Origin of the sequence: Endozoicomonas sp. NE40, from assembly GCF_040549045.1 — a bacterium.
GTDB lineage: Bacteria > Pseudomonadota > Gammaproteobacteria > Pseudomonadales > Endozoicomonadaceae > Endozoicomonas_A > Endozoicomonas_A lisbonensis.
Genome location: NZ_JBEWTB010000002.1, coordinates 4,127,546 through 4,139,921, shown reverse-complemented (window position 1 = coordinate 4,139,921; position 12,376 = coordinate 4,127,546). Strand labels below are relative to the sequence as shown.

Below are 12,376 nucleotides of genomic sequence, written 5' to 3'. Positions count from 1 at the left end.
CGGAGCAGAATTATACTGTTATCCGATGTGATTAATTCAGAGTCTCCTCGAGAGCCCGCAGGCATAAAGCCACGTTCTCTGTCCGCGCAGCATAGCCCATCAGGCCAATACGCCAGACTTTCCCGGTAAACGCCCCCAGACCAGAACCAATTTCAAGGTTATAATGGTTCAACAAACGGGCTCGCACGGTTTCATCATCCACACCTTCCGGTATGGCCACCGCATTCAGTTGAGGAAGTCGGCAGGATTCATCAACGATGTACGAAATACCCAGTTTTTCCAGCCCAAGTCGCAATGCCTGATGCTGTTCGGCATGACGTTGCCAGGCCTGATTCAGCCCTTCATCCTGCAGGTTGACCAGTGATTCATGCAGCGCATACAGTGCGTTGACCGGTGCAGTGTGGTGATAGCTGCGCTTCTGCTTACCTCCCCAGTAACTCATGACCAGACTTTGATCAAGAAACCAGCTTTGCACTGGCGTTTTCCGCCCTGTGATCCTGGCAACCGCAGCATCACTGAAGCTGACAGGTGAAATACCCGGGACGCTGGACAGACATTTCTGCGTGCCTGAATAAATGGCATCAATACCCCAGTCATCTACGTATAGTGGCACTCCCCCCAGGGACGTTACCGCATCAACGATACTCAGACAGTTGTATTGTCTGGCCAGTGAACACAGTTTTTTGGCATCAGACAGTACCCCGGTTGAGGTTTCCGCATGCACAAACGCAACAATTTTTGCATCCGGGTGAGTTCTGAGCGCTTCCTCAAGCTTGTCCGGGCTGACCGGCTTACCCCAGTCATCTTCAACCCTGACCAGTTGTCCGCCTGAGCGTACAACGTTTTCGGCCATCCGGTTACCAAACACCCCGTTAATGCAGACGACCACCTTGTCACCCGGTTCTATGAGGTTAACAAAGCAGGCTTCCATGCCCGCTGAACCCGGTGCAGACACTGCCATGGTGCATGCGTTTTCGGTTTGAAACGCATATTGCAGTAACACCCTGACCTCATCCATCATATCAATGAATGTCGGGTCCAGATGCCCGATAACAGGGCGACTCAGTGCCTGCAGAACTTTCGGGTGAACTTCAGTCGGGCCAGGACCCATAAGTATCCGCTGCGGCGGATAAAATGATGAAATGCTCACTTGCCTTCCTTATTCGATTAAATGAGTAACGGATTCAATTAGCGTGTGAAGCTGAAGGTGCAGGCTCCTAGCACCTTCAGAACTTTCAGTAAGGTTTACGACTTGTCCGGCGCTTTTTCAACAGCCGCTTTCATAGCCTGACCGCCTTCGGACTTTAACTGCTGATACCACTGTCCAAGAAGCTGTCTTTCCTCATCTGTCATACCTGAGCGGTTAGCCAGTGGCATGATCTGTGTCTGAACAGACTGAGCGTAAATCTGGTCTGCTTTGTTGACGATGGATGGGTAATCCAGGAATACCAGGCCACCCGGAGGCGACTGAAACAGAACATCGGTAGGTGTATTGCTGTGGCATGTAGAGCAACGTGCATTAACAATCTCAACCACCTCGCCCTCATCAAAGGCATGCTGTTCCTCAACAGGTATCTGGGCAACAGCCTGGGGCTTGATAACAAAGGCCAGGGTCAGCATCATGACAGCAGCTGATGGCCAGAGCCAGGGTAACACAGCCCCCTGATTCCTGCGGTTAAAGAAGTGGCGCACCAGTACAGAAGCCGCTGCCAGAACAGACAGGATAACCCAGTTCCATTCACTGCCGTAAGTCATGGCATAGTGACCACTGATCATAATAAACAGCAATGGCAGAGTCAGGTAATTGTTGTGCCTTGAACGCAACAGGGCATGGCGGGCAATGGCAGGATCAAAGGACTCATCACCATTTTCCGCCGCAGTGACCAGTTTACGCTGGGACGGGATGATAACCCGGAAGACATTGCCCACCATCATCGTTCCCATCAGCGCCCCCACATGGATATACGACGCCCGCCCACTGAATAGCTGACTGTAGCCCCAGGCTGCAAACGTGATCAAGCCAAAGAGAATCAGGCTGAACGCCACCTCCTGCTCAAACAGCGCAGAGCGACAGAGCAGGTCGTAGACCAGCCAGCCAACCAACAGGCTGACAACACTGATTGTCACTGCCTGTACGGGAGTGAGGGATGACTCCGGTGCCAGCAGATAACTCTCTGCACCCCAGTAATAAATGATGGAGAGCAGCCCCATGCCGCTGAACCAGGTGATATACGCTTCCCACTTAAACCAGTGCAGGGTTTTGGGCAGGGTTTTCGGGGCGAGGTGATACTTGTTTATTTCGTAAAACCCTCCCCCGTGAACCGCCCAGAGTTCACCTTTAATGCCTTCCTTCTTTTTATTGGGGGAGGCTGTCTCCAGCCGTCCTTCCAGCCAGTTAAAGTAAAAGGAAGCACCGATCCAGGCGATACCTGTCGTTATATGCAGCCAGCGAACCAGCAGATTCAGCCACTCTTGAATATAAAACTCCATAATCAATCTCTCCTGAAAGCTTCCTGGCCCATAATGACTGTGGACTCAATAACACGGTCATCACCCATCACCATCAGTACGCCCAGTAGCTCCTCTAATGTTTTTGTTTTTCCGGAGCGGAAACTCAACATTGGGGTTGCCTCAGGATTAAGCACAACAAAGTCTGCTTCATTACCCCGGCGGAAACTGCCAATCCGATCCGATAAATGCAGGGCTCTTGCCCCTCCCAGAGTTGCCAGGTAGAAGGCTTGAAGCGGAGAGATTGTTTCCTCGCGCAACTGAGATACCTGGTAAGCGCTTTTCATTGAATTGAGCAGGCACAGGTCGGTACCACCACCGACATCGCTACCCAGCCCCGTGGGAATACCACAGCTTTTTGCCTTCCCAAGATTAAACAGACCACTGCCCAGAAACAGGTTGGAGCCCGGGCAGAAGGCGATGGACGAACCCGACGCTCCCATCCGCTCCCAGCTGTGATCGCACAGATGAATAGAGTGGGCGAAAACCGATCTTGGTCCCAGCAGCCCATGTTGGTCATAAACGTCAAGATAGTTTTTGCTGGATGGAAACAGTTCCTGCACCCACTCAATCTCTTTCGGGTTTTCCGACAGGTGCGTATGAAGGTAAAGACCTTCATGTTCTTTAAGCAGGCGGCCTGCCACCTGTAACTGTTCCGGGGTCGAAGTCGGAGCAAAGCGTGGTGTCACCGCATAGGCCAGCCGGTCTTTGCCATGCCAGCGCCGGATAAGGGCGTTGCAGTCTTCGTAACTGCTTTCTGCAGTGTCCAGAAGGTAGTCTGGGGCATTTCGATCCATCAATACCTTGCCGGCAATCATACGCAGATTACGTTGTTGCGCGGCAGCAAAAAAAGCATCCACCGATGTGGGGTCAACTGTGCCAAACACCAGTGAGGTAGTGGTTCCATGACTGAGGCTCTGGTCAAGAAAGAAACCGGCTATTTCATCAGCGTATTCCCGGTCAGAGAAGCGCTTTTCAGCCGGAAATGTATACTGGTTCAGCCAGTCAAGCAGTTGCACACCACAGCCTGCGAGTACTTCCAGCTGCGGATAATGGACATGCGTATCAATAAAACCCGGAACAATCAGTCTTCCCGGCAGCTCCCGAACCTCACAGCTTGGCGGCAGGTCTTTCATGACATCCTGTGCTGCACCACACAGGAGAACATGCCCGTCGACCACGAGCAGCGCGCCGTCTTCAAAATACTCATAGGCATCTCTGGCCAGCGCGGAATCCGGGTCTTCAAGAAAGTGAAGGACAGAAGCCTTCCATACTACAGCGTTATTCATAACCCCATAGCCTCCACGGTATAGCGAACCCCTTCCGGGATAGGAACCTCATCACAATTATGGCCCGGTCCCCCACGATCCAGCACCAGAAAGTCTGACGGAGTATCCAGTGACAACAGTGGGTGATGCCAGACACCAGCCCGGTAAGTCACACCCTGAGAGCCATTGGTCAGAAAACAACGAAGCGTATTCAGGTCAGGGCCGTCACTGCCCTCTCCAGTTGGAGTGCTTTCAGCCACAACCACCAGAAAACGCTGTTTTTCCAGCGGCATAAAGGTCTGGCTGCCCAGTGGGTGACGTTCAACAAGATCAAGCTTGTAGGGTTGGCTGATGGCAGAGGTTTTTAAAATATGGACGGAGGGATGACCATCCTTGTCGGTGCTTACCGATGTCAGGTCACAGTACTTGTAACAACGCCCCTGGTTAATGACCAGAGGTATATCCCTTGCTTCAACGACATCCCCAAAAGGTGCAAAAGCGGCTTGCGTTAAAGGCTCAACCGTAAGCGCCTCAACAGGTAAAACTGTATCCATTTGCCTTCTTCTCTTTTTTATTTTCAGGCGTTGATAACATTTGCGACAGTGTTGTCTGCGTTACTGCCTGTTCAGCTGTTTATTTCGCTATCGATTTATTCCGCTACCGATTCAGCTATCGATTCAGTTACCACGATAAGTCGAGTAACCATAAGTCGACAGCAGCAGTGGAATGTGGTGGTGCCGGTCATCACTGACTTCAAAAACAACCGTGACTTCCGGGTAAAAACATTTCACCTGCTGCCGCCGAAAATAGTTCTTAACCGCAAACTGCAGACGGTAAACGCCCGGTTCCAGGTTCTGCTCTTCAGGGGCCAGACTCGTGATTCGTCCATCGTCGTTCGTTATTCCCTCACCAACCGGACCCCATCCATCCGTACTCTGCCGTTCAAGGGAGACCAGAACACCTGCGGCTGGATAGCCCGTTCCTGTATCTAAAATATGGGTGCTGATACCTGTCATATTTCCAACTTTGTATTGTTATTCCGATTAACTGTTATTGTGATTAACAAGCTAACCTTAAGGGGTTAAAACCGCTTCGCTAATCAGTTTGTTCAGTCGAATCCGGGTTATTTTCTGTTGCTCCGCAGCGGCAATAATCAGTTCATCCCCTGGCGGGTTATCCAGCCGTGCCTGCAGCAGTGTCAGCATTTCAGCGGCAGATTTCCCGGTAGCGCAGACAATAAAGATGTAACCAAAGCGCTCTTCATACACCCGGTTACCTTCAGCCAGAGCGTTCAGGGTCTTGTCATCAGCACCTTCAGTGCCAGACTGCTCATGACCTGCCATCTGAGAAGTATTGGCATACTTTGCTTTAAGGCTATTTATATCGCCTATTTTCGGGTGTCCCTCAAACGCCTGAAGTATGTCGTTTATGTCGCACTGCTGCCAGTATTCGTCAGCTTTAGCCAGCAGATTCTCCTGACTGGAAAAAGGACGGGCTGACACCATAGCCTGAACCCAGCGCTCACTGGTGCAGCAGCGGGAAAAGAAATCCCGCGCTGCAGAGTCAGCTGCTGCATTTAACTGCTCAAGGGTCATAGCTGGTTTGCCTCATAACCAATCACACGCAGCCTTGATACACCACCGTCAGGGAAAATATTGAGCCGGACATGGGTATACAACTGTCTGGCATTTTCCAACTGCTTCAAAAAGGTATGATTGCGGTGCGCATGAAGCTTCTGTTCCGGAAGCACAGTGACCCATTGTGTATTCTCATCCGGCTGCTCGTCGGGTGACTGACAGGCTTCAATAGTGCAGCTATCAGGGTAGTTGCCCTTGAAATGCAGTGTATCCACTTCAATTCGCTTAATCTGTGTAGGCACTGACAGCCTGACAATCATCCAGTCATGTCCACCCTGACGGCGACGTCTGGTTTCCCAGCCATCGTGCATATCGGTACCACGGCCTGGCAACAGCAGGTTCTGCATGGAGCTGAAAAATGAGTCACTGCAGGCCACTGAGCGACCACCGTTCATAATGGCTGCGGTGTCTACTGGCTCTCCCGGCAGGCGGTTCTGGCTCTCCAGCGGGATGTCGCCATAAACCCTTAAGCGGGCAATACCACCGTCCGGAATCATGGTCAGACGGATATGACTTGCACGAACCGGCTTGTCGAAGTTAATCAGGTTTCTAAAGTCGGACTGTACTTCGGTTCTTTCCGCCAGTGGCTGCCAGCGGGTCTTCTCATCGGGGTCTGTTTCACTGGCAATGTATTCCAGCTGCACCGCACCCGGCGCATTGCCTTTAAAATGTCGTGTATCAACTTCAAGGGCTTCAACATCGCCCATTACAGCGAGACGAATAACAACCCAGTCATTCTTGCCATCACGACGACGACGGGACTCCCAGCCATCCATCCACTTGCCGTAAGCGGTAAATTTTTCTGGCAGGAAAACCGGCTCACTGGCCAGTAACAGGTTGTCTTTTTCGGCAAAAAAATCATCGCTGCACGAGAGTACATCACCGCCCAGTGCGCGGGATGCCAGATTGATTCGGGTTTGGGCAAAAATTTCTGCCTGGTTTTCAGTCGTTTGTTTGAGATCCACTTTCATTAAGAATCCATTGTTATTTTTATTATTAAAAACTTGTTAAGATATAATCAGAGTTCTGACCAATTGGTCAACAATGACTTTCATTTTATGCCACAGAACGCAGGGGACATGCAACATGCATCTGAAAGGAACTTTTTTATCCCCGGTAATAAAATAGCGTTAACAACAACAATAAAAACAGGAACTATTTATGGAATTCAGTAACGCCAGCTATCCCAGAAACTTAGTAGGCTATGGCGCTACCCCACCTCACCCTGAATGGCCGGGCAAGAGTAAGATTGCTGTACAGTTTGTTATCAATTACGAAGAAGGTGGAGAGAATAATATTCTTCACGGAGATCCGGCTTCAGAAGCCTTCCTGTCTGAAATCATCGGGGCGCCCGCCCATCAGGGCATGCGTCATATCAGTATGGAATCCATTTATGAATATGGCTCCAGGGCGGGCTTCTGGCGATTACACCGGATGTTTACGCAGCGGAAAATTCCGGTCACCGTTTATGCGGTGACTATGGCTATTGCCCGCCATCCAGAAGCCGTTAAAGCCATGCAGGAAGCTGGCTGGGAAATGGCGTGTCATGGTTATAGATGGATTGACTATCAATTCCATGATATGGAAAAAGAACGTGAGCACATGCTCGAAGCCATTCGGCTTCACACCCAGATAACCGGCCAGCGTCCTACAGGCTGGTATACGGGCCGATGCAGTCCGAATACGGAACAGTTGGTAGTGGAAGAAGGTGGCTTTTTATACCACGCTGACAGCTATTCGGATGACCTGCCTTACTGGGACCCCCGCTTTGGCAGACCTCAACTGGTCATACCCTACACACTGGATTGTAATGACATGCGCTTTGCAACCGCCCAGGGGTTCAACAGCGGAGAACAGTTCTTCCAGTATCTAAAGGATGCTTTCGACACATTGTACGAAGAGGGTGAAGCCACTCCTAAAATGATGTCGGTAGGGCTTCATTGTCGTCTGGTAGGGCGTCCGGGCCGGGCAGCGGCCCTGGCACGTTTTCTGGACTATGTGCAGTCAAAAGAGCGGGTGTGGCTCTGTACCAGAGAGCAGATTGCCCGTCACTGGTACGAGAAACACCCTTATAGAGCACCACAGGTCTGAACCTGTGGCTGTCTGGAACTGAGCCTGATCATTCAGGCTCTCTCAACTTCAGCTTCAGCCCCTGCAGTTTCAACTTCAGCCCCGGCAGTCGTCAGCAGACTTTTCAGGTTCTGCCATGGAATGCCTTCCCGTTTGCGCTTCTGCATACTTCTGGAACCATTACGCACCGACAGTATCTCCCCGGCGATAGCAATGGCTATTTCAGGAGGCTTGCGACCACCAACAGCTTCAATCCCCACCGGACAGCTCATGTGCTGAATCTGCTCATCGGTGAACAGTCCGCGATGTCCCAGACGCTGCTGAAAACGTCTGGCTTTAGTCTCCGAACCAATAACACCTAACCAGTGACTTTTATTGTGTTTCAGGGTCGCCTCAACAATCGAATAATCCAGCTGATGGTTATGGGTGACCACCAGGCTATACACGTCATCAGGCAGGTCTTCCACTTCCTGTTCCGGCTGTTCACTGACACAGACCGTGACATTGTCAGGGACTTCTTCCGGAAACAGCTCTGGCCGGTTATCAATCCAGGTGATCTGGCAGTCCAGAGGCGCCAGCACATCAATCAGGGACTTGCCGATATGGCCTGCACCGAAGAGTGCAATATGGAAATCACAGCCAGACAAAGGCTCCAGCAACACACTGACACTCCCACCACAACACTGTCCCAGTTTTGGTCCCAGGGGAAAGTGTTCCAGCACGGGTTCCCGACTGCCACTGGCTAACATTTCATGGGCTTTCTGGATGATCAGGTATTCCAGATGCCCGCCACCAATGGTGTCGAAGCTCTGCTCCGCAGTCACCAGCATCTTGCTGCCGGTTTTTCTCGGGGCAGAACCCGCTGTCCCGAGAATGGTCACCAGTATGCTGGCTTCCCCTTTGCGCTGCTGTTCTGAAACCGCGTCAATCCACATTCTCTAATGCCTCCTGCCCTTCATGCTCACGCTTTGTAACGGCATAATATTTCAGCTCGGTAATGGCTTTTAATACACGCTCGGCAGTGGCTGGTACATTAATAGTGGGATTGACCTGATAGTCCGACAGGCTCGAAACGGCATCCCGGATGGCTGCCCAGACCGACATTCCCAGCATAAACGGTGGCTCACCTACCGCTTTTGAATGGTAAATCGTGTGTTCCGGGTTAGCCTGTTCAAACAAGTCAACATTAAACACCGGCGGCATATCTTCAATGCTTGGGATTTTATAGGTCGCCGGATTATTACTAAGCAGACGACCATTGTCGTCCCAAACCAGCTCTTCCGTGGTCATCCAGCCCATACCCTGAATAAAGCCTCCCTCTATCTGCCCCCGGTCGATGGATGGGTTCAAAGAACGACCGACGTCATGAAGAATGTCCACACGGTCAACTTTGTACTCTCCGGTCAGGGTATCGACTGTGACTTCTGACACCGAGGCACCACAGGCGAAGTAGTAAAACGGCCGGCCACTGGCCGTTTTACGGTCGTAGTGGATTTCAGGCGTACTGTAAAAACCGTTACTGGACATTGAAATACGATTCAGATAAGCGACCTGAACAAACTCTGAAAATGGCACTGGTTTGCCATCAATGAACACAGAGTTGTTGTCAAAAACTACCTTGTCCTCAGACACCTGGTAATGTTCAGCCGCAAAACGGGTTAACCGGTCCCTGATTTTCCGGCAGGCATCCTGCGCCGCTTTACCGTTGAGGTCTGCACCACTGGACGCGGCAGTCGGCGAAGTATTGGGAACCTTATCGGTACGGGTAGAGGTCACCTGCACCTGATCCAGTGACACACCGAATTCGTTGGCAACAATCTGTGCCACCTTGGTGTAAAGGCCCTGCCCCATTTCAGTACCGCCATGGTTGATCTGAATGCTGCCATCGGTATAGACATGCACCAGGGCGCCCGCCTGATTCAGATGTTTGGCAGTAAATGAGATACCAAATTTTACCGGAGTCATTGCCAGGCCTTTTTTCAATACCGGACTATTGTCGTTAAAGGCGGTAATGTCCTGCCGCCGCTGACGGTAATCGGAACTTTTTTCCAGTCTGGCAATCAATTCATGGAGAACATTGTGCTCTACTTTCTGATGGTAATGGGTGGTATTTCTTTCACCGATGCCATAAAGGTTTTTCAGTCGTACATCCAGTGGGTCCTGCCCTGTGGCCCGGGCAACATCGTCCATAATTCGCTCAATGACCAGCATACCCTGCGGGCCACCGAAACCACGGAAAGCAGTATTAGAGGCAGTATTGGTACGACACCGATAGCCTTTTACCCTGGCGTTGTTGAGGTAATAAGCGTTATCACTGTGGAACATGGCCCGGTCAACAATCGCATCGGTCAAATCCGGTGAATGACCCGCATCACCTGCCACTTCTATATCAACCCCGGCCAGCAGTCCGTTCTGGTCAAAACCCACCTGATAGCGGTGACGGAACGGATGACGTTTTCCTGTTGAGATCATGTCCTGCTGACGCTCGACACGGAACTTGACCGCCTTACCGGTTTTTACCGCCAGTACCGCTGCAATACAGGCTGGTGCCGCAGCCTGAGTTTCCTTGCCGCCAAATCCACCTCCCATACGGCGAACGTCTGCTACCACCTTGTTCAGTGGCACATCAATCACTTCTGCCACCAGCTTCTGAACTTCAGAGGGGTGCTGACTGGAGGTATAGACATGGAGCTGGCCATCCTCCAGCGGAATCACACTGGCAATCTGGCCTTCGAGATAGAAATGCTCCTGACCACCATTGGTCATCTCACCACTGAGCTGTCCCGGTGCCCGGGCAATCGCCGTATCAGCGTCGCCTTTCGTCATGGTGTGATCAGGACGCACAAAAGAGTTCTGCTCCATGGCCGTATCAATACCCAGAACCTTGTTAAGCGGACGATACTCGATACGGGCTTTGGTGGCGGCTTCCATGGCTTGTCTGTGAGAGTTAGCAGCCACCGCAAAAACCGGCTGCCCTATGTAGTCTACTTTCCCATCAGCGAGCAACATATCGCCGGGAAAAACCGGACCGATATCTTTATGACCGGGAATATCATCAGCAGTGATTACAACAACAACACCGGGGCTGTTTCTGACATCATCAAGGTCGATACTGACAATTTCAGCAGAAGCCTGAGTGGATAATCCAAAACCGGCATGAAGCTGGTCTGCCTGCTCCGGACGATCATCAATATAGGTCGCCCTGCCCGTCACATGAAGGTGGGCGCTGTCGTGTTTTGCAGAACGTCCGCCCTTTAACTGATTGATGCCGCCCTCTGCTCCGGCATTGAGATTACTGGCCGGGGATATACCGGCTACGTCTGGTAATTTACGCATGGTAGATAATCCTCATGTTCTGGCCAGCTGACTCTCTGAAGTAACGCTCAAGTAGATTACAGGCCGACTGAATCCGGTATTCGCTGCTGGCCCTGACATCGCTCATTGGCTGAAACTCTTCCTGCAGGGCTGCCTGTGTCCTGGCCAGGGTCTCATCGTCGAGAGGCTGTCCCAGAAGTATCTGTTCACAACGCAGAGCCCTTCTGGGTATTGCTGCCATACCACCAAAGGCAACCCTTGCCTTAGTCACAACACCATTGTCGTCAGTGACCAGATTGATGGCTGCCAGTACAGTTGAAATATCGTCACCATAGCGCTTGCTGAGTTTGTAGACTTTCAGGTCGTGGGGTTTCAACGGAATCCGTATACGGCTGATGTACTCGCCTTCCTGCAGGTCGGTTTTTTTATAATCCAGAAAGAATTTATCCAGAGGCAGGTTACGAACTCTTTTGCCCTTGCGGCAATCAATAGAAGCATCCAGAGCCAGTAACACTGGTGGCGTATCACCGATCGGCGAGGCATTACCAATATTGCCTCCCAGTGTTCCCTGATTACGCACCTGCTGCGAACCCAGACGCTTCAGCATCTGGGCAAATTCGGGGAAATACCCTTCAAGCACCGGCTCCAGTTTCCGATAGGTAGCGGCTGCACCAATTACCAGTTCATTTTCGTGCTTTTCAATGTTCTGCAGGTTATTCACCTGACCAACCACCACCAGTTTCTTGAGGCGCTTCAGCTGTTGTGTGATTTCAAGACCCAGATCGGTCCCTCCTGCCAGCAGCCGGGCATCAGGGTTGGTTTCCAGATAATCAGCCAGCTCATCTTCGTTATCAGGAATAAAACTGCCGTTGGCTGAGAAGCCTTCCTCGCCTTTCATGGCATTCAGCTGATCGATAATCTTCGTGCGGTTCTGATGATAAACGTCGCTGGGTGACTTCTCAGCCAGCTCCTGTGCCGCATCCACCAATGGACGATAGCCCGTACACCGGCATAGATTGCCGCCCAGTGCTTCAAGGACATCGGGTTTACTTTCAGGGTTTTCGTGGTGCAGGGCAAACAGTGACATCACGATGCCGGGGGTACAGAAGCCGCATTGTGAAGCATGATGGTCGACCAGTGCCTGCTGGACCGGGTGGAGCTGATCCCCCTCGGCAAGGTCTTCAACGGTTAGCAACTGTTTGCCGTGAAGTGATGGCATCAGAGCAATACAGGCGTTCATGGTTCGATACCGGATCTCGTCGCCTTCAGGCTCCCCGACGACAACTGTGCAGGCTCCGCAATCACCAGAGCAGCAACCCTCTTTGGTGCCAGTCCGTCGCTGCTGACTGCCAGTAGCGTTGCCCCTGAGATAGTCCAGAACCGTGGTGTCTGAAGCTGTTTCATTGACTTCGACAAGCTTGTCGTTAAGAAGAAAATTTATCACGATGGCATGATTCCTTATTGTTATTCTTCTGCTGTTCTTCTTTTTAGAATTTGACTATTTGGTCAAGAAATAGCAAGCTTTGATTATCCCGAATTTTTCAGAGAACGCAATCCATCAAGGTAGGTTGAAGGTAA

The 12,376-nt window shown here is 51.4% G+C and carries 11 protein-coding genes; 1 reads left to right on the top strand and 10 read right to left on the bottom strand.

The features are described from left to right. Positions 1-31: 31 nt before the first annotated feature. The 7 genes from V5J35_RS19800 to alc form a co-directional block, all read right to left on the bottom strand. On the bottom strand, positions 32-1,111 hold the full coding sequence (locus V5J35_RS19800) for a pyridoxal-phosphate-dependent aminotransferase family protein (RefSeq protein ID WP_354016480.1): 1,080 nt from the start codon (positions 1,109-1,111) through the stop codon (positions 32-34). A gap of 134 nt (positions 1,112-1,245) precedes the next feature. Further along, the gene (locus tag V5J35_RS19795) at positions 1,246-2,490 is read right to left on the bottom strand and encodes a urate hydroxylase PuuD (protein ID WP_354008788.1); all 1,245 of its coding nucleotides are present in this window, start codon (positions 2,488-2,490) and stop codon (positions 1,246-1,248) included. 2 nt (positions 2,491-2,492) lie between these two features. Continuing rightward, positions 2,493-3,797, bottom strand: a complete 1,305-nt coding sequence (gene guaD, locus V5J35_RS19790) for a guanine deaminase (protein WP_354008787.1) — start codon at positions 3,795-3,797, stop codon at positions 2,493-2,495. Beyond that, on the bottom strand, positions 3,794-4,330 hold the full coding sequence (locus V5J35_RS19785; protein WP_354008786.1) for an ureidoglycolate lyase: 537 nt from the start codon (positions 4,328-4,330) through the stop codon (positions 3,794-3,796). The genes guaD and V5J35_RS19785 overlap by 4 nt, the downstream gene beginning before the upstream one ends. 123 nt (positions 4,331-4,453) lie before the next feature. Beyond that, on the bottom strand, positions 4,454-4,792 hold the full coding sequence (uraH, locus tag V5J35_RS19780) for a hydroxyisourate hydrolase (protein ID WP_354008785.1): 339 nt from the start codon (positions 4,790-4,792) through the stop codon (positions 4,454-4,456). Between the two features lie 57 nt (positions 4,793-4,849). Then, positions 4,850-5,371, bottom strand: coding sequence for a 2-oxo-4-hydroxy-4-carboxy-5-ureidoimidazoline decarboxylase (uraD, locus tag V5J35_RS19775; protein ID WP_354008784.1), 522 nt, complete (start codon positions 5,369-5,371; stop codon positions 4,850-4,852). Then, the gene (alc, locus tag V5J35_RS19770) at positions 5,368-6,384 is read right to left on the bottom strand and encodes an allantoicase (protein WP_354008783.1); all 1,017 of its coding nucleotides are present in this window, start codon (positions 6,382-6,384) and stop codon (positions 5,368-5,370) included. The genes uraD and alc overlap by 4 nt, the downstream gene beginning before the upstream one ends. A gap of 190 nt (positions 6,385-6,574) precedes the next feature. On the opposite strand from alc, the gene puuE reads away from it, so the two are divergent. Further along, positions 6,575-7,504 carry an allantoinase PuuE gene (gene puuE, locus V5J35_RS19765; protein WP_354008782.1) on the top strand — a complete coding sequence of 310 codons (930 nt, stop codon included), beginning with the start codon at positions 6,575-6,577 and terminating at the stop codon, positions 7,502-7,504. Between the two features lie 32 nt (positions 7,505-7,536). Here puuE and xdhC read toward each other — a convergent pair whose 3' ends face one another. From xdhC to xdhA, 3 genes are read right to left on the bottom strand one after another with little or no spacing between them, the layout of a single operon-like run. After that, on the bottom strand, positions 7,537-8,418 hold the full coding sequence (gene xdhC / locus V5J35_RS19760; RefSeq protein ID WP_354008781.1) for a xanthine dehydrogenase accessory protein XdhC: 882 nt from the start codon (positions 8,416-8,418) through the stop codon (positions 7,537-7,539). Next, positions 8,408-10,819 (bottom strand): xanthine dehydrogenase molybdopterin binding subunit, encoded by a 2,412-nt coding sequence (gene xdhB, locus V5J35_RS19755; protein ID WP_354008780.1) that lies wholly within the window; start codon positions 10,817-10,819, stop codon positions 8,408-8,410. The genes xdhC and xdhB overlap by 11 nt, the downstream gene beginning before the upstream one ends. Beyond that, the gene (gene xdhA / locus V5J35_RS19750) at positions 10,812-12,242 is read right to left on the bottom strand and encodes a xanthine dehydrogenase small subunit (protein WP_354008779.1); all 1,431 of its coding nucleotides are present in this window, start codon (positions 12,240-12,242) and stop codon (positions 10,812-10,814) included. Before xdhA ends, xdhB begins: the two co-directional genes overlap by 8 nt. Positions 12,243-12,376: the final 134 nt, after the last annotated feature.